20 protein-coding genes are annotated in these 22561 nt (G+C 59.5%); 6 read left to right on the top strand and 14 right to left on the bottom strand.

Going from position 1 to position 22561, the window contains the following annotated elements:
- Window positions 1–274: 274 nt before the first annotated feature.
- The gene (locus H7698_RS00005; protein WP_194690259.1) at window positions 275–1231 is read left to right on the top strand and encodes an alpha/beta hydrolase; all 957 of its coding nucleotides are present in this window, start codon (window positions 275–277) and stop codon (window positions 1229–1231) included.
- Window positions 1232–1234: 3 nt separating this feature from the next.
- On the opposite strand, the gene H7698_RS00010 is transcribed toward H7698_RS00005, so the two are convergent.
- The 3 genes from H7698_RS00010 to H7698_RS00020 all read right to left on the bottom strand — a co-directional run bounded on the left by H7698_RS00010 (window position 1235) and on the right by H7698_RS00020 (window position 5380).
- A complete protein-coding gene (locus H7698_RS00010; protein WP_194690260.1) occupies window positions 1235–3049 on the bottom strand; it encodes an ABC transporter ATP-binding protein in 1815 nt (604 codons plus the stop codon).
- A 47-nt stretch (window positions 3050–3096) separates the two neighbouring features.
- Window positions 3097–4227, bottom strand: coding sequence for a hypothetical protein (locus H7698_RS00015; protein WP_194690261.1), 1131 nt, complete (start codon window positions 4225–4227; stop codon window positions 3097–3099).
- A gap of 115 nt (window positions 4228–4342) precedes the next feature.
- Window positions 4343–5380, bottom strand: coding sequence for an AraC family transcriptional regulator (locus tag H7698_RS00020; protein WP_194690262.1), 1038 nt, complete (start codon window positions 5378–5380; stop codon window positions 4343–4345).
- A 166-nt stretch (window positions 5381–5546) separates the two neighbouring features.
- Here H7698_RS00020 and H7698_RS00025 point away from each other — a divergent pair, with 166 nt between their 5' ends.
- The 3 genes from H7698_RS00025 to H7698_RS00035 all read left to right on the top strand — a co-directional run bounded on the left by H7698_RS00025 (window position 5547) and on the right by H7698_RS00035 (window position 7550).
- On the top strand, window positions 5547–6398 hold the full coding sequence (locus tag H7698_RS00025; RefSeq protein ID WP_194690263.1) for a 3-hydroxybutyryl-CoA dehydrogenase: 852 nt from the start codon (window positions 5547–5549) through the stop codon (window positions 6396–6398).
- Window positions 6385–7044 carry a TetR/AcrR family transcriptional regulator gene (locus tag H7698_RS00030; RefSeq protein ID WP_194690264.1) on the top strand — a complete coding sequence of 220 codons (660 nt, stop codon included), beginning with the start codon at window positions 6385–6387 and terminating at the stop codon, window positions 7042–7044. The genes H7698_RS00025 and H7698_RS00030 overlap by 14 nt, the downstream gene beginning before the upstream one ends.
- Window positions 7045–7136: 92 nt before the next feature.
- Entirely contained in the window at window positions 7137–7550 is a 414-nt protein-coding gene (locus H7698_RS00035) for a VOC family protein (protein ID WP_162441104.1), read from the top strand.
- Window positions 7551–8953: 1403 nt separating this feature from the next.
- Here the strand turns inward: H7698_RS00035 and H7698_RS00040 are convergent.
- Window positions 8954–9169 (bottom strand): TOBE domain-containing protein, encoded by a 216-nt coding sequence (locus tag H7698_RS00040; protein ID WP_038983759.1) that lies wholly within the window; start codon window positions 9167–9169, stop codon window positions 8954–8956.
- A gap of 168 nt (window positions 9170–9337) precedes the next feature.
- Between H7698_RS00040 and H7698_RS00045 the strand changes: the two genes are divergently transcribed.
- Entirely contained in the window at window positions 9338–9607 is a 270-nt protein-coding gene (locus tag H7698_RS00045) for a hypothetical protein (RefSeq protein WP_162441097.1), read from the top strand.
- A 66-nt stretch (window positions 9608–9673) separates the two neighbouring features.
- On the opposite strand, the gene H7698_RS00050 is transcribed toward H7698_RS00045, so the two are convergent.
- Window positions 9674–10273 carry a trypsin-like peptidase domain-containing protein gene (locus tag H7698_RS00050; RefSeq protein WP_162441098.1) on the bottom strand — a complete coding sequence of 200 codons (600 nt, stop codon included), beginning with the start codon at window positions 10271–10273 and terminating at the stop codon, window positions 9674–9676.
- A 540-nt stretch (window positions 10274–10813) separates the two neighbouring features.
- On the opposite strand from H7698_RS00050, the gene H7698_RS00055 reads away from it, so the two are divergent.
- Window positions 10814–11017, top strand: a complete 204-nt coding sequence (locus H7698_RS00055; protein ID WP_162441096.1) for a hypothetical protein — start codon at window positions 10814–10816, stop codon at window positions 11015–11017.
- A gap of 143 nt (window positions 11018–11160) precedes the next feature.
- Here the strand turns inward: H7698_RS00055 and H7698_RS00060 are convergent, their stop codons facing one another.
- The 9 genes from H7698_RS00060 to H7698_RS00100 form a co-directional block, all read right to left on the bottom strand.
- The gene (locus H7698_RS00060) at window positions 11161–12396 is read right to left on the bottom strand and encodes a saccharopine dehydrogenase family protein (protein ID WP_194690265.1); all 1236 of its coding nucleotides are present in this window, start codon (window positions 12394–12396) and stop codon (window positions 11161–11163) included.
- Between the two features lie 28 nt (window positions 12397–12424).
- Window positions 12425–13522: a carboxynorspermidine decarboxylase gene (locus H7698_RS00065; protein ID WP_162441094.1), complete on the bottom strand. Its 1098-nt coding sequence runs from the start codon at window positions 13520–13522 to the stop codon at window positions 12425–12427.
- Window positions 13523–13641: 119 nt separating this feature from the next.
- Window positions 13642–14817 carry an MFS transporter gene (locus H7698_RS00070; RefSeq protein ID WP_194690266.1) on the bottom strand — a complete coding sequence of 392 codons (1176 nt, stop codon included), beginning with the start codon at window positions 14815–14817 and terminating at the stop codon, window positions 13642–13644.
- 37 nt (window positions 14818–14854) lie between these two features.
- Complete coding sequence (locus H7698_RS00075; protein ID WP_194690267.1) at window positions 14855–15892, bottom strand: Rieske 2Fe-2S domain-containing protein; 1038 nt, start codon at window positions 15890–15892, stop codon at window positions 14855–14857.
- A 123-nt stretch (window positions 15893–16015) separates the two neighbouring features.
- Window positions 16016–16849 carry an SDR family NAD(P)-dependent oxidoreductase gene (locus H7698_RS00080; protein WP_194690268.1) on the bottom strand — a complete coding sequence of 278 codons (834 nt, stop codon included), beginning with the start codon at window positions 16847–16849 and terminating at the stop codon, window positions 16016–16018.
- A 23-nt stretch (window positions 16850–16872) separates the two neighbouring features.
- Window positions 16873–17637 carry an SDR family oxidoreductase gene (locus H7698_RS00085; RefSeq protein WP_194690269.1) on the bottom strand — a complete coding sequence of 255 codons (765 nt, stop codon included), beginning with the start codon at window positions 17635–17637 and terminating at the stop codon, window positions 16873–16875.
- Between the two features lie 130 nt (window positions 17638–17767).
- Window positions 17768–19018: a helix-turn-helix transcriptional regulator gene (locus H7698_RS00090; RefSeq protein WP_194690270.1), complete on the bottom strand. Its 1251-nt coding sequence runs from the start codon at window positions 19016–19018 to the stop codon at window positions 17768–17770.
- 48 nt (window positions 19019–19066) lie between these two features.
- Window positions 19067–21457: an efflux RND transporter permease subunit gene (locus H7698_RS00095; protein WP_194690271.1), complete on the bottom strand. Its 2391-nt coding sequence runs from the start codon at window positions 21455–21457 to the stop codon at window positions 19067–19069.
- Window positions 21444–22442, bottom strand: coding sequence for a WD40/YVTN/BNR-like repeat-containing protein (locus tag H7698_RS00100; protein ID WP_194690272.1), 999 nt, complete (start codon window positions 22440–22442; stop codon window positions 21444–21446). Before H7698_RS00100 ends, H7698_RS00095 begins: the two co-directional genes overlap by 14 nt.
- Window positions 22443–22561 lie beyond the last annotated feature (119 nt).

A 22561-nucleotide genomic window follows, 5' to 3' on the forward strand; every position in this document is an offset into this window, starting at 1 on the left:
AACAGGATTCAGAATCGGGAGATACCTTCAATCGCCGTCATGAGCCCACTTTTTACAAACGACGTGATCGCGCTCTTTGTAGCAGCTGCCGAGGCACGAGGCTGCGTCGGGCTGCGCAGCGGCCCCCCGAGGGCGGTCCTGCGGACACGCAACGCTGCCTCGTACCTCGGCAGCTGCTACAGGGTGGGTGCCACGGTCTGTCGATAATTTCCCCGTCTGCGCCGCGCTTCTGTTAAAAACCGAACTTCAGATGGCTTGCCGGTGACTGATACACATGACCTCTTCCCTCCTCGCTCTTCTGCGCCGACGCTGGCTGTCGCTGTCGTGCATGGCCATGCTGATTGTCGGCCTGCCGGCGAGTTGCGGGGTGCTTGAGCACAAAGAGCGCGAATTGCTGTTTCGCATCGAGCCTGGCACCGCCCGCTGGTATCGCGGTTTGCCGCAAGACGTTCAGGAGTTCGACATCAAACCCGCCAGCTTCAAGGCAGGTCAGAGCCTGCACGCCTGGTGGTGGCCGGCCGCGCGTCGCGATGCGCCGTCGATCCTGTATCTGCACGGCGTACGCTGGAACCTGACCGGCCAGGCGTTTCGCATTGAGCAACTGCGTGCCATGGGTTATTCGGTGCTGGCCATCGACTACCGCGGCTTCGGTCAAAGCAAGGGGGATTTGCCGTCTGAAGCCAGTGTCTACGAGGATGCACGAGCGGCCTGGGAGCGTTTCACGGCCATGCAGCCGGATGCCAACAAGCGCCTGATCTATGGCCATTCCCTCGGAGGCGCAGTGGCCATAGACCTCGCTGCAGACCTGGCAGCCCAGGCAAAAAAAGACCACGGCCCGGTCCCCGTCCGCGGCCTGGTGATCGAGTCCACCTTCACTTCGCTGGGTGATGCAGTGGCGCAGGTGGCCGACAATAATCTGCCGGTGAAATGGCTGCCGGTGCGCTGGCTGCTGTCACAGAAGTTCGACTCCATCGACAAGATCGTCGACATCGACATGCCCTTGCTGGTGGTCCATGGCCTGGCCGATCAGTTCATGCCATCGCGCTTCAGTCAGCAACTCTTCAACGCCGCCAACGAGCCCAAGCGCCTGCTACTGGTGCCCGGTGGTACGCACAACAACAGCATGAGCCTGGGTGGTGCGCAGTACCGGCAAGCCCTCGACGGCTTGATGAAAGCCAGGCCGCCGCAGGTCGCCGGGCCAACGACCGCTCACGGCGGTCACGATTCCTGAGGGTTATCGATAGCCCTGCGCCTGCAAGTGAAACAGCTGCGCATAGCGCCCTCCGGTGGCGACCAAACTGTCGTGATCACCGCGCTCCAAAATCGTGCCCTGGTCCAGCACCAGGATGTGGTCGGCATTGCGCACGCTGGAAAAACGGTGGGAAATCAGCAACGTCATGCGCCCCTCGGTGTGCTGGCTGAAATGCTCGAACACCGCCGCTTCCGCCGCCGGATCCAGGGCCGAAGTCGGTTCGTCGAGAATCAGGATGTCGGCGTCGCGGCGCATGTAGGCACGGGACAAGGCGACTTTCTGCCACTGCCCGCCCGACAGTTCCTGCCCCCCGGCAAACCACCGTCCCAGCTGCGTGGCATAGCCTCGGTCCAGCCCCTTGATAAAGGGCGCCGCCATGCCTTCAGTGGCAGCTTCGTGCCAACGGGTTTCATCGCTGAACGCCTGCGTATCGCCAACCCCGATATTTTCACCGACGGTGAATTGATAACGAATGTAGTCCTGGAAAATCACGCCGATGCGCCGCCGCAACGCTTCTTCCTGCCACGTATTCAGGTCGCTGCCGTCCAGCAGAATACGGCCTTGATCGGGGCGATACAGGCGAGTCAGCAACTTGATCAGCGTGGTCTTGCCTGAACCGTTTTCCCCGACCAGCGCGACGCTGTGGCCAGGCACCAAGTGCAAATCGATGCCTTCAAGGGCCGCGCGACTCGCCCCCGGATAACGGAAACCGACGTTCTCGAAACGCAAGCCATCGCCCGGCACTGCGCCCACGGTCAAGTGCCCGGTGTCGACGATCACCGGCTCGGCCAGGTATTCATACAGGCTCGACAGATACAGACCGTCCTCGTACAGCCCACTAATAGCGCTCAGGCTGCTGCTCACCGCCGTTTGCCCCTGCTTGAACAGCACCAGGTACATGGTCATCTGACCGAGGGTGATGTTGCCATGGACGGTGTCGACCACGACCCAGGCGTAGGCCAGGTAAAACGCCCCCGTGCCGAGTAATCCGAGGACAAAACCCCAACCATCCCGGCGCAAGGTCAGCCGGCGGTCTTCGGCATACAGACGCGTGAAGGTATCGCGGTAGCGCTGCAACAACAGGGGCGCAATGCCGAACAGCTTGACCTCTTTGATGTAGGCCTCGTGGGAGAGCAGCGTCTCGATGTAATTCTGCTGCCGGCTTTCCGGCGCACGGCGGGTAAACAAGCGAAAGGCATCGCCGGAAAAATGCGCTTCGGCGAAGAACACCGGCAACGCTCCGACCACCAGCAACACCAGCGCCCATGGCGAAAAATGCACCAGCAACACGCCGAAGCTGATCAGTACGATCAGGTTCTGGATCAACCCCAGGGACTTCATCACCAATGCCAACGGTCGGGTCGACGCCTCGCGCCGCACCCGGACCAGTTTGTCGTAGAACTCGGAATTCTCGAATTGCACGAGCGACAGGGTCTGGGCCTTCTCCAGAATCATCGTGTTGACCTTCTGCCCCAACTGCACCCGCAACAGCGATTGCTGAACGGACAATGCCCGCTGAGTTCCGGACAGCAACGCCAACACACCGGCCTCGAACAACACGTAACGCACCACCGGCCACAATGGCGCACTGCCCTGCTGGGCATGCAGTTGCATGGCGAACACCACGGCATCGACGATGCGCTGGCCCAACCACGCCGCCAGCGCCGGCAGAACACCGGCCACCAGCGTGGCCAGCACCAGGCCGAGAAACAGTGCACGCGAGGTGCCCCAGACCAGCAGCAAGGCGCGTCGAGCCTGATCCAGCAAGGTGGTGAAGCGGTTAAGAGCAACTGGCATACGGCACTGGACCCGGCGTGGTGATGGCGTCAAGACGCCATGGTACTTCAGCCAGCGTTCGGGGCGGGTGTTGCAGCGGCGGCGACCTTGGGTTTAGCGACTGGACAGACGTCAACGCCCACCAGACTGGCTCGAGGTACAAACTGCACGGCTTTGGAGTCGGTCTTCCACAACCTCACGTAATAAGTACCGTCTGCTTCAGCGATAACGCGCAGTGGACGAGTGAAACCGGGTCTGTCGGGATCCGTGATCGACTCGAGTCCTTTGCTCTCGGGGCCGAAATTCAGGATCGTGCAGTTACGGGCGCCGGATGCGGACACCTGAAAGGCGAAGCCGCCCAGTTTCGCGCCCGAAGGCGGGTACAAACCCAGGAAGATCACCAGCACCATGACTGCACACGCCACCAGCGCAACCGGGTTCTCATGGCCGTGCATTTTCTTCACGAACAACGCACCCAGCAGCTGGATGATCCAGATCACCAGCAACTCCGCCAGCATCAGCGGCACCAGCCACCACAAATTGCTGACGTAGCGGCCAGCGATGTCGATTGCGATGATCGTAATGTTGAGAATCACGCCCATCTGCACAAAGGCGGACATGAGGCAGGCAAACCGGAAATCCATCGACATCGGGCCCTCGACACCCCGCGTCAACAGCCAGTAATAAGCGACCATGGTCAGCAGCGTGCCCGTTGCCGCCGCGAGCCCCCAGTACCAGGTGCCCGAGACTTGGGAGCCGATAGCACTCAACGAGGCACAAAAGAACCCGAGGATAAACAGGCTCGCCGCCCAGCGCCCTAACATGCGCCGATGCCGCGTCTGCTGCTCCGGGGAGGCTTGGCCCAAGGTGAATTCGTCGCTCAAGCGCCTGCCGGAATCATTCAAACGATGGAACAGGACGAAGATCGGCAACAGGAAGAACGCCCCCAGAATCGAAATGATGAACACCAGTATCGCGGCCATGACCGGCAGTGCCGTGATGACGGCGGAGGACGTGATGCTCAGCGGGATCTTTTCTTCCTGAACGTATTGATACAGGTAAACGCCCGCCGTCAGCAGAATGCCCACGGTCAATGGCCAGGCGCGTTCATTGAGCCACAACAGCCATTGGCTGATCTGGCTGAAGCGATTCGGTATCGGGGATGCGGTTAACGGGGGAATGTTTTCAATATCGGTCACGTCGACGAACTCCAGTTCCTTGGGGTCAGCGTCCTTGTCACAACGGCGTTGAACAGAGACTAAGGCCCGAGACTGTACAGCCCGAAACGGATGAAATCACCGGGGTCGCGCTCAATCAGTCGCGTCTGTCAGACGTTTCGCTAATTCCATCCTGAAACCGCGCCCGATACTTCCCCGGACTCTCCCCCGTCCATTTCTTGAACGCCCGATGAAACGCGCTCGGTTCCTGAAACCCCAGGCGCTCGGCAATATCGCCGATGCTCGCGTTGCTCTGGCGCAGCTGCTCAAACGCCACGCCGCGCCGCACTTCGTCCTTGATCTCCTGATACGAACAGCCTTCTCGCTCGAGTTTTCGCCGGAAGGTGCTGGGGCTCAGGTGCTGTTCCAGGGCGAAGGCTTGCAGGGTCGGCCACTCGCTGTAGCGACTGTTGCGCAAGCGCTGATGCACCTGTGACGCCAGGCCATGCTGATTGCGGAATCGGATCACCAGCCATTGCGGTGCCGTGCGCAGGAATACTTTCAGCGACGCCAGGTCCTGGACCACCGGCAGGCGCAGGTAATGACTGGCGAATTCGATCTCGGTGCGTTCGGCGCCGAAGGTCAGGTTCGGCCCCCAGAGCAGACGGTCGTCGCTCAAGGGCAGGCGTTCATGACGAAAATCGGCGCGATCGATGGGGATGCGGCGCCCGCCCAGCCAGCACAGCAGGCTGATCATCAGCACCAGAAACGTCTCTTCGCCAAAACGGCTGACGTCGTCGCTTCTGGCCTGTGATTCCAGGCTGATGACCGCGCGTTTGCCACGCACCGCCAGCGTGCCGCGAAAGTCCCGCAGGAACAGGGAGAAGTTGGCCAGGCATTGGCGCATGGCTTTATGCAGGTCGGGCTCCTGAATCAGCGCCCGGCAGATCAGCGCGAAGGCGCCCGGTGGCATGCCATGGGAGTCGAGCCCGAAGAACTCATCATCGAGCTCGCGGATCTGAATCAGCCACAGCGCCGCAAAGGCACTCGCCGGCACGCGTGCCGTGGGCTGCCTGATCAGTGCCGGGTCGATGCCAGCCTCCTGCAGCACCGCTTCCAGACGCTGTGGATGCGCGCCCAGCGCATGAATCATGGCCTGCACAAAGTAGACGGCGACCGAGTCCTTTTCCCGCATGTGAACGTTTCACTCCCCAGTGTCCGCATGGCAAAAAACGCCAGTGCCGTTGAACAGTTTTGGCATAGGACAACGGCCCTGCCAGCTCTAGACTCGCGGCCAATAGTACGCTTTCGGCTGCCACGGCGGCCAAGGTATCGCACGGTTTGATCGCAAGGACTGGAACATGAATCTGCAAAACATTGGCGTGATCGGCGCAGGCACCATGGGTAACGGCATCGCCCAGGTCTGCGCCCAGGCCGGTTTCAACGTCACCTTGCTCGACATCTCCGAGAGCGCCCTGCAAAAAGCGCTCGCAACGGTCGGCAAGAACCTTGATCGCCAGATCGCCAAGGACACCCTGACTGAAGCGCAAAAACTCGCCATCCTCGAGCGCATCGGCACCAGCACCGATTACAGCCGCTTGCAGGACGTGCAACTGGTCATCGAAGCGGCCACCGAAAACCTCGACCTGAAACTGCGCGTGCTGCAACAGATTGCCGCACAGGTCAGTACCGAATGCGTGATCGCCTCCAACACATCCTCGCTGTCCATCACTCAACTGGCCGCCAACGTCAACCATCCTGAGCGTTTCATCGGCCTGCACTTCTTCAACCCGGTGCCGGTGATGGGGCTGATCGAAGTGATTCGGGGCCTGCAAACCAGCGACGCGACCCACGCCCTGGCGCTGGACATGGCCACCACGCTTGGCAAAACCGCGATCACCGCCGGCAACCGTCCGGGCTTCGTGGTGAACCGGATTCTGGTGCCCATGATCAACGAAGCGATTCTGGTGTTCCAGGAAGGCCTGGCCAGCGTCGACGACATCGACGCCGGCATGCGCCTGGGCTGCAACCAGCCCATTGGTCCGTTGGCACTGGCAGACCTGATTGGCCTGGACACCGTGCTGGCCATTCTCGAAGCGTTTTACGACGGATTCAACGACAGCAAATACCGCCCTGCTCCACTGCTCAAGGAAATGGTCGCCGCCGGCTACCTGGGACGCAAAACGGGGCGTGGCTTCCATGCCTATGCCTGAGCGTTGCTCGCGCTTCGCCGAATACCGGGACAAGGTGCTGGAGCTGTTTGCCTGCAAGGGTTTCGGTCAGGTCGGCATGCGCGAGCTCGCGACTTGCCTGGGGCTCGCGCCAGGCTCGCTGTATCACCATTTCCCCAGCAAGCAGCACTTGCTCCTCGACCTGATCGAGGAGTTTTACGAAGAGCTGCTGGCGACCCTGGGACGCATCGAACAGAAGGCGCCGGCCAAACGTGATCGGCTCCATGGCCTCATTCGCGCCCACCTGAATCTGCATCAGGAAATGCCCTGGCACTTCCGTCTGGCAGAGCGCGACAGCGGCTGCCTGAATGACGAACAGCAAGCGCGGGTTCGGCAATTGCGCGAACAGTACGAGCGTAAATTGCTGAAGATGCTCGGTGTTCGATCACGCTTCAGCGCCGAGGGTCTGGTGGCCGCCGGTCATGCCATTGCGTCGATACTCAACAGCGCGCCGACCTGGTTGACGCACTCTCCATTGGAGGAATTCGAGCGCGATGAAATGCTCGAGAACCTGGTCAGTGGCGCCATCGAACGCTTGCTGGCACCGCGACGTTCGAACGAAGCAATAAGCCTGGCCTCTTCCATAGAAAAAACATCTAAAAAAACCTCAGCACTCGCTGCGATTTAGGGCTTTGCTACCCGGGTCGATGTCCATCGCAATTGGCTGACGAACCTGTCGTCAAAACCGGTGTGACCCCTTCAATGACCGGGAGCTGAAACATGAAAATCAATCCCTATCTGATCTTCAACGGCGACTGCAAAGCCGCCTTCACTTTTTACGCCCAGGCGCTGCAAGGTCAGATCGAAATGATGATGACCTTCGGTGAAAGCCCCGCCCGCGAACATGTTCCGGCGGATCTGCATAACCTGATCATGCACACCCGGCTGCTGGTGGGTGATCAGGCGATCATGGGCTCTGATACGACACCGGATCGGCCCACCGATGACATGGCCGGGTGTTCGATCTCGCTGAATGTCGACAGCATTGCCGAGGCGGAGCGGGTCTTTAATGCGCTGAAAGAGGATGGCAGCGTGCAGATGCCTCTTGAAAAGACGTTCTGGGCGGCGCGGTTTGGCATGTTGAACGATCGGTTTGGTGTGGCGTGGATGGTGAATTGCGAGAAGGATGAGTGATAGAGGCGTTCACTGTAGGAGCAAGGCTTGCTCGCGATGGCGGTCTGATAGCCGATGAGTATTTTCCTGATGCAGCTGGATCAAACTGTGGGAGCTGGCTTGCCGGCGATGGCGGTCTGATTGGCGGTGTGATTCTTGCCGGTGTATATATCCATTCCTGCGGTCACGGCTTCTATGGGTTTCGCCCTTACGGCGAGTCACTTTTAAAAAGCGCAAAAGTAACCCAAACGCTCTTGCCCCACCACTTGGCACCTCGCCTAGGCTCGGTGTGCCCTCACTCCGGCATTGCTCCGCGGGCCGCCGCGATGGGCCATCCCTGGCCCAGCGCGGCTAAACCGGCATCCTTGCCGGTTTACCCGCTGCGCAATACCTGCGTTCGGCCAGCGTGGTTTAACGGGGCGCCTGAGATCAAAATCAAAAGCAAAGCGAGGCGGCCTGACAGCCGACCTGACGCTTGAAGTCTGCGCGTTTCCCTGTGGGAGCAGAGCTTGCTCGCGATGGACGTTAACGATGACGCAATGTCATTGGGAAAACTTCGCTATGCAGGAGCTGTAGAGTGAAACGAGGTTGCGATCTTAAAACCCATAGCAGCCGTACCCGCAGGAACGGATATATACACCAGCAAGAATCTCACCGCCGATCAGGCAGCCATCGCGAGCAGGCTCACTCCCACAGTTTGACTCGGGTGCATCAGGAAGATATCGATCGGCTATGAGGGCCGCCATCGCGAGCAAGCTCAGCTCCCACAGGTGACCGTGTGCGCTTCGAAAGTCAGGTCGGCTGTCAGACCGCCTCGCGTTTGCTTTTGATCTGCTTTTGATTTTGATCTTCTTGCCCCCTCGGAAGGCCGAGCGCAGGTTCTGCGCAGTGGGCAACCCGGCATGGATGCCGGGTTAGCCGCGCACGGCCATGGATGGCCGATCGCGGCGGGCCCACGGAGCAGGACCGGAGCGAGGGTATGCCGAGCCCAGGCGAGGCACCGGACGAAAGGGGCAAGAGCGTTTGGTTACTTTGCGCTTTTCAAAGTGACTCGCTGTAAGAGCGAAACCAATAGCAGCCGTGACCGCAGGAATGGATATGTACACCAGCAAAAAATCCGTTGCCGATCAGACCGCCATCGCGAGCAGGCTCACTCCTACAATTTGATCCGGGTACATCCGCGAGTAATGATCGGCTATCAAGCCGCCATCGCGAGCAAGCTTTGCTCTTACAAGGGGTATGGCGTGACCGCAGAAACGGATCTGTAGACCCACACAAAACCGATCCCCCCTCACAGCCCTTTTCTGGAAACTCCCCGGCCGCCTGCTAACGTCAACAATCAACCCCGCAGCAACGGATTTCGAAACCATCGAGGGTCACAAGCTCAAAGGCACCATCATCAGATACCGATAAAGCGAGGCTGATCACAACTTGGCAATCGACACCTCGGTGGATTTGACGAAGGCAATCACTTCGCTGCCGACCTTCAACTCCAGGTCACGCACCGAGCGCGTGGTGATCACAGAGGTGACGATGCCGGAGGCGGTTTGCACGTCGATTTCGGAAACCACTTCGCCTTCGACGATTTCCTTGATGACGCCCTTGAACTGGTTGCGGACGTTGATCGCTTTGATGGTCATATTTAAGCTTCCTGGCTGATGTCGTGGTTATTCGCACGGATGTGCAGGCCCCCAAAGTGCACCGACCGAACCAACATTAAAAGGAATATATAATTATCTATTTATGCCTTTAAGGAATATTAGATTTATCCAACCGCTCAATCACTGGCACCCGCAACGGAGAACGACATGAAGACGCTTAAAGCGCTGCTCATTGCGCCACTGCTCGTCGCAGGCCTCCTCACCCCTGTGGGGGTTGCCCACGCCGAAGACCTCCTCGAAAAAGGTGTCCGTCACGACCATCGGGAAATTGACAAAGGTGTCGATCACGATGCCGACGAGATCGATAACGGTGTGAAGCATGACGAAGACGTCATCGACAAAGAGGACACGCACCTCGATAAAGAACGTCACAAGGACGACAAACATCTCGATAAAGAGTTTAAGAAAGACTTATGAAGGCGGCACTGTAACGGTGGCGAAGGCATTCACGCCCTCGCCACACAGGTCAACAGTCCTGCATGATTACTTGGCGGCAAACTTCGTCCCCTGCGGACTATCAAGTTTAGCCTGTAACAATTGCCATTCACGTTGAATAATCGAATAGGGAATAAAAACACTGATCCGCTGCGCGCCTTTTACACCGGGATGCGCGCTGACATCGTTTAACGTCGTGGAATAGAACCCCATATTAATACCGACGACGCTGCCATCGTTGGCAATTACGGGGCCACCGGACATCCCCTTGACCAGCGGAGCATCGTGGATGGCATAGAGGTCGCCACTGTGTTCATCGGTATTGAGAAAAGGCGCCTGGTACACCTTGCCCTTGCCGGTAGCGGTGGCCATGTACGGGCTCGACCCAACGGCCGTAATGTCCTCGCCCACCCGCGGTGCGCGCCACGAAGGGTAGCGGCCGTTGGCTTTGTGGCGAATGAAGACGAGGTCACAGCCGGTACTGCAGCTGTATTGCACGTTGGGAATCAGCGGCGTATGCCGGGTTGTGACGGCGTAATCCTCATTCCATTGCACGGCCGACGCCATGTACATATACGGAAGAGGAAAGCCTGAGAAAATCGTGAAGTAGGAATCGTTGGCAGCCCCCGAAAAATCGGGTTTTACCATGCCGTTGCATCCTGCGAGTACAGCTCCTATTAGAAAGCAGGCCATGATCTTGATCATGATTAATCACCGACTTAATAGGGAGGATATGACTGTTTTTTGTCGTCAAAATAATTGTTTTTTTAGGGTTGTCGTAGTCCTTGCCTAAGAGCGTGATGGCACTTTGTTATTTATGGCTGAGGTTCTGAAAGTTGGAGTAAATGAATTGTGCTAAAGACAATCGCTTTTGGTTACATGAACTAGCAATAAAAATTGACGCCGATATAAAGTCATATTAAGGCGTACAAAAAGCTTTCTTCTATGACGGGGGTGAAACGTTTTTAAAGATGAGTTTGCAAAGTTGACCTAAGCTTCGGTTATCGGCTTGAACATGCCGATCATCGGGTCGTTGGAGGCTGCGCCACTTTTCTGACCATGACTGGCTCAAGGATTGCAAAGGACGCAGATAGCTGGCCCAGAACAACGGAATTCTGACGCGACGGCATTCAAATCAACAATCAAGGACGCCAGCGCTAGGCTAGGTCAGTCACCGGGAGACGGAACGTGTCAACTCTCAATGAAATCGCAGCGAACCACGCGAGAATGGCTAAGGCATTGGCCGATGAAGCAGCCACTTTGGGGGAGCGAGAGGTGCAGGTAGTGGGCGGGTTTGAAATCGTGTGCATGGAAGTCGAATGCATGCCATTGCATCTGATGGTTGCGTCGCAGGAATCCCAGTCAGGGCAAGTTCTGGGCTACGCGCTCTGACTTTGCACCACCAAATTCGAGAGCCTCAGGTTAATCAGCACGAGACCAGACAAATAAAAACGCCGCTCAATTGAGCGGCGTTTTTTTATCGACGAACGGAGCACTGAACGAGGCTCACCGGTATGTCGGGAGCCTCAGGCGTTTCAGTTCCAGGGACGATCTCCATTTTCGTCCTTGATGCGCGTCGGCAGGCCCATGACATCCAGGGCCTTGAGGAACGGCTCAGCCGGCAACTCTTCAACGTTGACCATGCGCTGCACATCCCACTCGCCACGGGCGACCAGCAGCGCTGCGGCGACAGGTGGCACGCCAGCGGTGTAGGAAATGCCCTGGCTGTCGGTTTCTGCGTAGGCTTCCTCGTGATCGGCCACGTTGTAGATGAACACCTCGCGCGGCTTGCCGTCCTTGGTGCCCTTTACCAGGTCGCCAATGCAGGTCTTGCCGGTGTAGCCAGGCGCCAGCGAACCCGGATCAGGCAGTACGGCCTTGACCAGTTTGAGCGGCACCACTTCCAGGCCTTCAGCGGTCTTGACCGGTTGCTCGGAGAGCAGGCCAAGGTTTTTCAGCACAGTGAACACGTTGATGTAGTGCTCGCCGAAGCTCATCCAGAAACGCACGTTCGGCACGTCGAGGTTTTTCGACAGGGAGTGCACTTCATCGTGACCTGTCAGGTACAGGTTCTGCTCTCCGACGACAGGCAGATCGTCGGTGCGTTTGACTTCGAACATCGTGTTGCTGGTCCACTGGCTGTTCTGCCAGCTCCACACTTGTCCGGTGAACTCACGGAAATTGATTTCCGGGTCAAAATTGGTGGCGAAATATTTGCCATGTGAACCGGCATTGACGTCGAGAATATCGATCGAATCAATGCGGTCGAAATACGTTTGCTGTGCCAGTGCGGCATAAGCGTTGACCACACCCGGATCGAAGCCCACACCGAGGATCGCGGTGATGTTCTTCTCTTTGCATTCTTCGAGGTGATTCCACTCGTAGTTGCCGTACCAGGGCGGTGTTTCACAGACTTTGCCCGGTTCTTCGTGGATGGCGGTGTCCAGGTAGGCCACGCCGGTATCGATGCAGGCACGCAGCACCGACATGTTGAGGAACGCGGAGCCGACGTTGATCACGATCTGCGATTGGGTCTCGCGGATCAGTGCCTTGGTCGCTTCGACATCCAGAGCGTTCAGCGAGAAGGCCTTGATGTCGGCGGGAACTTTGAGGCTACCCTTGGCCTTGATGCTGTCGATGATGGCCTGGCATTTGGAGATGTTGCGCGACGCGATAGCGATACGACCGAGTTCGTCGTTGTGCTGCGCGCACTTGTGGGCCACCACCTTGGCGACACCTCCTGCACCAATGATAAGAACGTTCTTTTTCAATTGCTTTATCACTCCTTATCTGTCCGCTTTACGAAAGGCTGGACAGGTAGTCTTCGTAACCAAATTCACGAACCACTTCGACTGTACCGTCGAGTTGTTTCACTACGATGGACGGCATTTTCAGGCCGTTGAACCAGTTTTTCTTGACCATGGTGTAGCCTGCCGTGTCGATGAACGACAGTCGATCGCCGATGGTCAGCGGACGATCAAATTGGTATTCGCCGAAGATGTCCCCGGCCAGGCACGACTTGCCGCATACCATGTAGGTGTGATCACCCTCGCTCGGCGCCAGCTTGGCGTTGAGGCGATAGATCAGCAGGTCAAGCAGATGCGCTTCGATGGAGCTGTCCACCACCGCCAGGTGCTTGCCGTTGTAAAGGGTGTCGAGCACGGTGACTTCCAGCGAGGCGCTGTTGGTGATCGCCGCTTCGCCCGGTTCCAGGTAGACCTGCACACCGTACTTTTGCGAGAACGCCTTGAGCCGCGCACAGAACGCGTCCAGGGCGTAGCCTTCACCCGTGAAGTGAATGCCGCCGCCCAGACTGACCCAGCTGACCTTGTGCAGCAGCTCGCCGAAACGTTCTTCGATGGTGCAGAGCATTTGGTCGAACAGGCTGAAGTCGCCGTTTTCGCAGTTGTTGTGGAACATGAAACCGGAGATCTGGTCGATGACGCCTTCGATCTTCACCGGGTCCCATTCGCCCAGACGGCTGAACGGACGCGCCGGGTCGGCCAGCAGGTAATCGGAGCTGCTCACTTGCGGGTTGACGCGCAGGCCGCGGGTCTTGCCTTCGGAGCGCTCGGCAAAGCGTTGCAGCTGGCTGATGGAGTTGAAGATGATCTTGTCGCAGTTATCGAGCATCTCCTCGATCTCATCGTCTGCCCAGGCCACGCTGTAGGCGTGCGCTTCACCTTCGAACTTCTGGCGACCGAGCTTGAGCTCGTAGAGCGACGACGACGTGGTGCCGTCCATGTATTGCTGCATCAGGTCGAACACCGACCAGGTGGCGAAGCACTTGAGTGCCAGCAGGGCCTTGGCCCCGGACTGTTCGCGCACGTAGGCGATCTTCTGCATGTTGACCAGAAGCTTCTGCTTGTCGATGAGGTAGTACGGCGTTTTGATCATTTCGAGGCATCCGGCAAGGTTAGCCAAAAAAGGATGCGCATTGTGCCCGCACAGACAACATATCGAAAGAGCAGAAATAACAGCTTGCTGGCATTTAGCTTTGACTGTCGGTTCGGTTATTAAAGGGGCGTCAGTGCAAGGTGCCCTTTCAAACGTCGCGCCAGCAGGCCGGTGAAGGCCAGTACCGGGATCACGGCGCAGCCGGCCGCCACCCACAACAACGTGTTGAACCCCTGGCCGACCAGTTGTCCGGCCAGGGCCGGTCCCGCCATGGAGCTCAGAGCAAACGCCCCGGGTATCAGCATGATCGAGCGACCGCTGCTGTCCAGACGGGCAATGGCCGCTGTCTGGTAGACGCAACCCCAGGTGAATCCCACTTCCCAGATCCAGGCGCCGGCCGCATACGTCAGGAAGCCCTCGGCGTTGCCCAGCAACAACAGGCCTGTACCCAGTACTGCCAGCACGACGACATGCGGCACGCGTACACCCAGGCGATCTCCCACCACCGCCAGGGCAAGCGCTGCAGCACCGCCGAGTAACTTCAACACTGCGAATACGATGCCCAGCTCTGTCGGTTGCAGCGCCAGGCCATGGCCCAGGCGCTCGAGAAACGCCCAGAGACCGATCTGCCCGGTACCGAACAGGAAGAAAAACCCTAATGCGGCATACGCTGCAGGCGGCAACTGAAAGCGAGAGAGCACCGATCCTCCACTCACCTGCGCTTTTTCACCCATGAAATCCTGACGCTTGGGCAGCACCAGTGCGCTGACGCTCAGCAACATAATGATCGCGGCCAGCGACAAGGCCGCACCGGCGTAATGGAAATAGGCAATCACCAGTGATGGCAGGGCGAACAGCACCGCGGCGACCACCCCCAGTTCGATGCCCAGACGAATACCCAAGGCGCGTTCCTTGTTGGCCATTTCGCCCATGATGCGCATGCCCAGGCAGGTCATCAGCGCGGCAAAAAAGCCAATCACGGCCCACAACGGCAACTGCGCCGTGGCAGGAAGCCAGGACGACATACCGTACGCCGCCGCAGCCCCCGCCGCACACCCCAGCGTCAGCCAGCGCCAGTTCAAGCGGTCGATCAGCACCACGGCCACCAGCGTGCCGAGCAGGTAGCCGGCAAAACACACCGCCCCCAGCAACCCGACCTGTTGAACACTGAACCCCAGGCTGTCGACCATTGCGCCGAGCAGGATCGGCAAGGTATTGAACGGCAAACCGCCAATCGTCGAGGCGAAGCTGGCAGCCAGGATGATCGCCAGTGTTTTACGGCCACTCATGTTCATTGTGCGTTCCTGCCCGGCGGCGTTATCAAGGGGGTTATCAGCGCTGGCCGACGGTGATGATTTCGCGACGCTCGGCCATGGAGGCAGGCACGCTGGCTTCGTCCATGAAGAACTGCTCGTACCACTCGCGCAGCTGGTAGACCGGGCCGTCACCTTCCGCCAGGACCGGGTTGTTGACCCGAATCTTGTGCGCCCAGATGTCCACGTCCTGATAGAACGACTCGCGATTGCGCAGCACATAATCCTGCGCCAGCGCCCTGCTCTGCTCCTCGCTCCAGCCGTCGATCTTTTTCACCATGCAACCAAAGCGCAGCTCGAAACGGTTGGCGCTGATCGGTACGTGGCAGTTGAGCAGGATCGAGTGGATTTCCATGCCCTCGAACACGGCGCGCATGCGGGTGAAATGGGTCGCGGGGCCGTAGTACGCCGATTCGGCCACCAGGTCGCCGCCCAGCCGCTCCGAGTCACCATGGAAAATCTGCTGGGCAATATGACCTTCGAAGACGTTGGCGAAGTATTTGGTCGGCGTGCCATGAACCGGCCCGAAGTGCTGGGCGTCCGCCAGGTTATCGACCAGTTCCCGTGGGTTGGTCTCGATAATCAGCTTGTCCATGTGCCAGTCGTGCAGCCATTCGTCGCTGTCCTGCTCCGGCAGATGCGGGATCACAACGTCGTCTGCCGGGGCCTTGCCTTCCGGGTTGTTCCAGACGAACAGCAGCTTGTTCTCTTCACAGGTCAGCCAGCTGCGGGTCTTGGCTTTCGGCGGGATGCGCTTGCAGTACGGAATCTCGACGCACTTGCCGCTCGCGTCGTATTGCCAGTGGTGAAAGGGGCAGACCACCCGATCGTTTTCCAGTGTGCCTCGCGACAGGTCGGCGCCCATGTGCGGGCAATGCGCATCAATGACGCTGATCTGACCGCTGGACGTGGCAAACGCGAGCAAGCGTGTGCCGAAAATATCCAGGGTGTGCAGTTGGCCATCACGGTAGTCGGCCGCTTCACCCAGGCAGTGCCAGCCTCGACCAAAGCGAGGGGCCAGAGCAGTTTCGACATTGATTGCTGCGAGCTTGGTCATTGTTATTGTTCCTCGTGTGGAAATCCCCGGTAACTTGCCCGGTAATCTTCACCGAGCAGACGCCGGTGCTCATCCTCCGCATGGACTAGATGAGCACTACACGAGTGCTTCTGCGCCAAGGGGTCAGCGCCAGTCAGCGACGATGCCGTGTTCCAGGGCGAAAGGTTGGGCGGCAATCGTACGACGCTGAAAGTCCACTGCTTGCTCGGCAGTGGCTAACCACACCATGACCTCGGCCGGCACATGAGGCGGCGCGGTACCGATGCGCATGGCCAACAAGCCGTTTTCGCCAATCGTGGCTTTCAATGCGTCGGTGGTGACCACTCCGGGATTGAGCGTAAAGGCGCGAATCCCCTGGCCGCCCAGCTCGGCGGCAAGCACCCCGGACACCCTCGACACCGCCGCCTTGCCCGCCCCATAGGCATACCCCCAGCCACCGTCAGCGGCAGCAACCGGTGGGTCGCCTTCGCCGGCGCCGGAGGTGACGTTGATCACCACGCCCTCGCCCTGTTCGAGCATGGACGCCAGCACAGTCTGGGTCAGCAACAACGGCGCCAGCACATAGCCTTTGAACACCCGCTCCATGGTCTGCGGCTGCAGCGTCATGAACGCGGCGTTCAAATCGTTGCCCTGGTAGATGGCGTTATTGACCAGCACATCGATGCGCCCGAACGCTGCCAGTACGGCCTGACCCGCCGCCACGACCGAGGCACTGTCGAGCAGGTCCATGGGCACCACCAACACTTCGCGCCCCAGTGCGCGGATGGCGGCGGCGGTGCTGTTGAGGCTGCCCGACAAAGGCGCACCCTGGGCATCGCACAGTCGATGGGCGGTGTGCTCGCCCTCCTCCAGCGTGCGTGCACTGATTGCCACATCGAAACCGGCACGGGCGAAGGCCAGCGCCGTCTCCCGGCCGATGCCACGGCTGGCGCCGGTCACAAAAGCCACCTGGGTCATGGTTGTTCTCACTGGAGCGAAGGTTAGAAATGTGCGGGGCGAACCATGGCATCCATCCCGCCATCGACAAACATCACGCTGCCATGGACGAAACTGGCCTGCGCGGATTGCAGGAATGCCACCACCTGAGCGATTTCCTCAGGATGACCGGGGCGCCCCAACGGTGCGACGAATTCGCGAACGGCCTTGGCGAAACGCGGGTCGTCCAGGGACGCTTGATGCAATGGCGTTTCCACCGCTCCCGGCGCCACCACATTCAGGCGAATGCCCTGTTTGGCCCAGCTAACCGCTTTGCTGCGGGCGTTACAGGTCACTGCGTATTTGGAGCTGGCATAGGCCACGTGGGACAGCGCCAAGGCGTTGGCGTGTTCCAGCGCGAGGGCTTGGTTGCCGGCAAGCATGGCTGCAACCATCGGCTGCTGATCCGGCTTGGCATGGGTGGCGGCAATCGAACCGATCACCACGGCAGCCGGTTTGTCGCCCTTGGCCAAGGCATCGGCCAGACCGTCGAGCAGCTCGGTGACGCCAAAGTAGTTGACCGACACAATGGTGTCGGACATCGCGCTGGAGCCCACTCCGGCGCAGCAGACCAGTCCGTCGAGCACCCCTGCGCTTTGCTCAAGCACCGCACGAATGGCTGCCTGGCGTCCGTCTGCGCTGGACAGGTCGGCAATAACCTCGGCGTTCGCCCGATCGATACCGATGATGCGGTGCCCTGCGGCGCGTAGCGCCTGGCAGACTGCCGCGCCAATACCGGATGCAGAACCGCTGACCGCTGTAACTGGCATAACGTCTTCCTCGTTCAATAAAGGTGCTGGCTAGTATTGGTGCCGCCTGAACCCGACAACATCGTCCGCACGGACTAAAACGCCCCGGCCTTGCAAGCAAGACCAGGGCGTTGGGGGACAGAAACCACACTCAGGCGCGGTTGCGCTCCGGTTGCGCCAGCTTCAATACTGGCGTTTCCAGCTTATCGGTGGCCAGCATGGCCAACTTTGGCTTTCCCAGCGCAACCACGCTGTTGAGGATGATGCGCACCAACTCCGTCTGGCGGCGCACGCCGGTCTTCGAGAAGATCGAGCGCAAATGCGCCCGGGCAGTGTTACGGCGCACATTCAACACTTCGGCGGCTTCTTCGAGCGACAGACCGTTCGCCAGCTCCATCGCCAGGGCGGTTTCGGCCCGCGTCAGGTTGAACAGTTGCTTGGTCACCGTTTCGCTGGCCATGGAGCGACCGACCGCGTCGCGGATATACACCACCACCACCGGTTTGCTCTTGCCCTCGGCCCAGTCCTGGGTCGGAATGGCTTCGACGACGACGCCCAGGTTGATCTGTCCCGAAGGCCTGGACACCGACATCGCTTCCGCCGCCGTGCTGACCGCCTCACTGTTAACGTCGCGGGCAAAGGCGTTGCGCACCAGGCGCTGCAATTCACGGTTATCGGTGGGGTAAGTGGCCTCAAGACGGCCGCCGACCAGCTTGAGGCCATCGGCGTGGCTCAGCAGTTCGCTGGCCACGGAATTCAGGCGCAGCACGCTGCCATTCTGATCGAGGACGATGGTCGCCACTGACAAGCGGCTGATGGCCTGGGAGTACAACTCACTGATCGATTCGCTGCGGTCGAGCAGGTTGTGCACGTGCATTGCACGGCGCAAATGCGGCAACAACATTTCGCACAGCGTGCGCTCGGAAGACGTGAATTTTGGCGCAGCTTTCGGCCGGGTAATGCGAAAGCGCAGTTTGCCGCCATCAGGCGTAGAAATATCGGCACCCATGATGTGGTAAGTGTCGTGGAGGGTGCCATATGTCTTGAAGTAGACCGAATTGGCCCACTCGGACTCGGTCATCAGGTCGTCTACGGTGAACACCCGGTCCATCGGTGGATTGTTGAACGGCGTGACCGCTTGCGGGTAGGCCCAGTAACTCACCTCACCGTCGCCTTCGATGTCGCCGACGACGATCATCAGGCCCAGGTCCGGCTGTTCAGGCACCCGCAGGATCAAGGTGACATAGTTGGCCTGATAAACGCTGCGGACATGGCGCAGGGTCTTGGCCATCAACTTGTGATCCAGCGCACCGTCGTAGAACTCGCCGATGAGCCTGTCGTAGTCAGCCAGTTCCAGGCCCATGTCTGCCAAGGCCTGAACACTCAAACTGGAATTTTCCATCGCCCGTCTCCTCGCGGGACACAGCCCAGGCCATGCCCGTTTTTATTGTTATGATTTGATCACTTGCGCATGCGATGTGCGGCCTGTTCCGGCCGTCACCAGTGGTTTGCCCTGGTTGAACCAGGCAGCCAAAGCCGGTAGCAGGAAAATCGCCCCGAGTACATTGACCAGAAACATAAACGATAGCAACACCCCCATGTCGGCCTGAAACTTCAGGGGTGCGAAGGCCCAGGTGCAGACCCCGATCGACATGGTCAGGGCAGTGAAAACCGCTGCCGTTCCGCGCTGGCACATCGCTCGATAGAACGCGGTGCGCAGGTCGGCGCCGTCGACCATTTCGTGCTGGATGCGCTCATACAGGTAAATGCCATAGTCCACCCCGACCCCGACGCCGAGCGCCATCACCGGCAATGTCGCCACCTTCAGGCCGATGCCGAGCATGGCCATCAACGCATTGCACAACACTGCAACAATCGCCAGCGGCACCAGGATGCACAGCACCGCGCGCAATGAGCCAAACGTCAGCCAGCAGAACAGCAGCACTGAACCAAACAACGCCACCAGCATCAGGACCTCGGCGCGCTTGACCGCGTCGTTGGAGGCCGCCATCACCCCGACGTTGCCGCCGCCCAGCAGGAACTTGATTTCCGGAACCTGGACCTCGTCAATGATCCGCTTGGCCTCCTTGACCACATGCGACACCGTGGCGCCGTCATGATCGGAGAGGAACACCAGAATCTGCATTTGCTGGCAGCCGTCGGTCACCAGGCCGTCATCGGGCATGTAGGCTCGGGCGCCCTGGCTCAGTCCCCGGGACGATCCCGGAATGGCCGCCCAGCGTGGGTTGCCTTCGTTATTGCCGGCAATCACCGTCTTGCCGAAGCCGGCCACGCTCTGCACCGACTGCACACCCGTTACGCTGCGCATCTTGAAATCAAAGGCTTCGACCGCACGCATCACCGACGGGGACAGACAGGCCTCTTCCAGGCCCTGGGCCTGAACGAACACCGCCAGCACATCGAGGCCGATTGAATAGCTGCCAACGATCTTCGCGTTGTCCTGGTTGTAGCGCGACTCTGCACGCAACTCCGGCGCACCAGCACCAATGTCACCGACCTCCAGTTGTCGCGCCTTGAGCACCGCAACGCTGAGCAGCATCAGGCTGACTACCAGCACCGCCAGCGCCGGACGCGGTTCTGCCAGTGCCGACAGCCGCCACCACAGCGGGTGCTTGCCCTGCTGCTGGACGCGTCCTTTGGCCAGCACGCTGCGCTCCAGGCGCAAATGGGAAATGATGATCGGCAGCATCATCTTGTTGGTGATGATCATCAACATCACACCAATGCACGCCGTCACGCCCAGTTCATGAACAATCGGGATGTCGATCAGCATGATCACGGCAAAACCCAGGGCGTTCATCAGCAGCGCCAGGGAACCGGGAATGAAGATGTTGCAGAACGCCAGGCGCGCGGCCTGAACCGAATCCTTGCCGGCGAGTACTTCCTGTTTCCAGGCATTGGTCATCTGCACCGCGTGGGAGACACCGATGGAGAAGATCAGGAACGGCACCAGAATCGACATCGGATCAATACCCAGGCCCATCAGCGGCAGCAGACCCAACAGCCAGACCACCGGCAGCAACGCTACCAGCAACGCCACCACGGTCAGGCGTAACGATCGTGAATAAAGCCACAGCAACAGCCCTGTAATGAGGAAGGCGACGACGAAAAAGCCGATCACAGTCATCAAACCTTCAACCACATCGCCCACCAGTTTGGCGAAGCCGACGATGTTGATTTCGACTTGATCGCTGCTGTATTTGGCGCGGATGTCTTCAAGGCGTTTGGAGACATCAACGTAACTCACGGCCTTGCCCGTCTGCGGATCGACGTCCTGAAGGTCGGCACGCACCATGGCCGATTTCAAGTCGTTGGCCACCAGCCGTCCGACCTGTCCGGAGCGGGCCGCGTTGCTGCGTACCTGGGCCAGGTCCTCGGCCGTTCCGGTAAAGCGTGGCGGCACCACGACGTCGCCGAAAAAGCCTTCTTCAGTGATTTCGATGTAGCGCACGTTGGCGGTGAACAACGAGGTGACGCTGGCGCGGCTGACCCCGTTGATGAAGAACACGTCGTCCGTGACCTTGCGCAGCGTGTCGAGGAATTGCGGGTTGTAGATATCACCCTCGCCCTTCCATTTCACGCTGACCAGAAAACGGTTGGCGCCGGTGAAGTACTGACTGAAACCCAGGAAGTTGAGCATGTACTCATGCCGCACCGGAATCTGCTTGTTGAAGCCAGGGTCCAGCTGAGTGTGCGTGGCGCTGTAGCCGAGGCCCAAGGTCACCAGGACGAACACCGAGAGCAGCAGTTTGCGTTGCGCCAGCAACAGGTCGGCACAGCGCTCGACCATTCGATCAACCCAGGATTTACCGTGTTTCATGACGCTGCTCTCCTTTGCCCAGGGCGGCAACGCTGTTGCCGCTCCCTTGATACACACCCCGTTCACCCGCCACGAGCACCTGATCGCCGCCAACCACAATGGCTGACGTCAATGTCCCAAGGCCGGGTTGCCGGCTGGTGCCGAGCAAACGTCCCTGGCCATCCAGACGCACCATCGAACTACCAGCGCCGACAATCAGCACCCCGGAGTTGTCCGGTAGCAGCACATGACCGTAGAGGGGTTGCGTGTTGCCCACGTCGATGGCCTGCCACTGCTCACCGAAGTTATCCGTGACGAAAACATGGCCACGCATGCCATAGGTCACCCAACGCTGGGCCGTCAGGCGGATCACGCCAAACAAGGAGCCGTTGTAGAACGTCGGCAACTGTTGCCAGTGCTGGCCGTTGTCGGCGCTGCGCATGACCAGGCCCTGCTCGCCGACCAGCATGCGCCGGCCATCACTGCCGCCAGCCATTGCATTGAGGTGCGAGCGATCAACCTCCAGCGCCACATCGCGCCAGCGCTGACCGGCGTCGTCGGACTGGTAAAACTTGCCGTAGCTGCCGAATACAAAGACCTGTTCAGCACTGGCTGCCCACACACCCAACAAGGGCTCACCGGCATCGGGTTCGTAGTGAACTTCCTGCCAGCTGCTGGCGCCGTCACTGGAACGCAGGATCAAACCGTCCTGGCCAACGGCAATCAACTGTTCGGTATTCAATGCCGTGAGGGCGGTCAGGGAGATCTGGCGTTGTGGCTCTACGTTCGCCTGTTGCCAGGTTTGCCCGCGGTCATCGCTGATCAGGATGGTCCCGCGCTCGCCCACCGCCACCTGGCGCTTGCCCAGGTTGAGCAGGCCGTTGATTTGCATGCGATCGGTGTTCAACGCGGTATCGGCAGCGTTCATGACCCCGCGCGGGGTAAACGCCAGCGCGACGATGGCGGCGACTGCAATGCACACCCCATAAGCGATCAACTGGCGCATGGACGACTCCTTGCAGCAACATCCAGGCGCTCGACAATAGACATACGGCCCACCTTCTTATTCTTGTCGGATCGAATCGCTGAACCACCGAGGCGCAGCGCTTGCAACCGCTCTTGACT

Origin of the sequence: Pseudomonas sp. p50(2008), assembly GCF_015351605.1 — a bacterium.
In the GTDB taxonomy this organism is placed as follows: domain Bacteria; phylum Pseudomonadota; class Gammaproteobacteria; order Pseudomonadales; family Pseudomonadaceae; genus Aquipseudomonas.

Excerpts from the sequence above, each read along its gene's own strand:
- H7698_RS00005 (WP_194690259.1), top strand. The coding sequence starts at position 275 with ATGACCTCTTCCCTCCTCGCTCTTCTGCGCCGACGCTGGCTGTCGCTG.
- H7698_RS00010 (WP_194690260.1), bottom strand. The coding sequence starts at position 3,049 with ATGCCAGTTGCTCTTAACCGCTTCACCACCTTGCTGGATCAGGCTCGA.
- H7698_RS00020 (WP_194690262.1), bottom strand. The coding sequence starts at position 5,380 with ATGCGGGAAAAGGACTCGGTCGCCGTCTACTTTGTGCAGGCCATGATT.
- H7698_RS00025 (WP_194690263.1), top strand. The coding sequence starts at position 5,547 with ATGAATCTGCAAAACATTGGCGTGATCGGCGCAGGCACCATGGGTAAC.
- H7698_RS00030 (WP_194690264.1), top strand. The coding sequence starts at position 6,385 with ATGCCTATGCCTGAGCGTTGCTCGCGCTTCGCCGAATACCGGGACAAG.
- H7698_RS00035 (WP_162441104.1), top strand. The coding sequence starts at position 7,137 with ATGAAAATCAATCCCTATCTGATCTTCAACGGCGACTGCAAAGCCGCC.
- H7698_RS00040 (WP_038983759.1), bottom strand. The coding sequence starts at position 9,169 with ATGACCATCAAAGCGATCAACGTCCGCAACCAGTTCAAGGGCGTCATC.
- H7698_RS00045 (WP_162441097.1), top strand. The coding sequence starts at position 9,338 with ATGAAGACGCTTAAAGCGCTGCTCATTGCGCCACTGCTCGTCGCAGGC.
- H7698_RS00050 (WP_162441098.1), bottom strand. The coding sequence starts at position 10,273 with ATGGTAAAACCCGATTTTTCGGGGGCTGCCAACGATTCCTACTTCACG.
- H7698_RS00065 (WP_162441094.1), bottom strand. The coding sequence starts at position 13,522 with ATGATCAAAACGCCGTACTACCTCATCGACAAGCAGAAGCTTCTGGTC.
- H7698_RS00070 (WP_194690266.1), bottom strand. The coding sequence starts at position 14,817 with ATGAACATGAGTGGCCGTAAAACACTGGCGATCATCCTGGCTGCCAGC.
- H7698_RS00075 (WP_194690267.1), bottom strand. The coding sequence starts at position 15,892 with ATGACCAAGCTCGCAGCAATCAATGTCGAAACTGCTCTGGCCCCTCGC.
- H7698_RS00080 (WP_194690268.1), bottom strand. The coding sequence starts at position 16,849 with ATGACCCAGGTGGCTTTTGTGACCGGCGCCAGCCGTGGCATCGGCCGG.
- H7698_RS00085 (WP_194690269.1), bottom strand. The coding sequence starts at position 17,637 with ATGCCAGTTACAGCGGTCAGCGGTTCTGCATCCGGTATTGGCGCGGCA.
- H7698_RS00090 (WP_194690270.1), bottom strand. The coding sequence starts at position 19,018 with ATGGAAAATTCCAGTTTGAGTGTTCAGGCCTTGGCAGACATGGGCCTG.
- H7698_RS00095 (WP_194690271.1), bottom strand. The coding sequence starts at position 21,457 with ATGAAACACGGTAAATCCTGGGTTGATCGAATGGTCGAGCGCTGTGCC.
- H7698_RS00100 (WP_194690272.1), bottom strand. The coding sequence starts at position 22,442 with ATGCGCCAGTTGATCGCTTATGGGGTGTGCATTGCAGTCGCCGCCATC.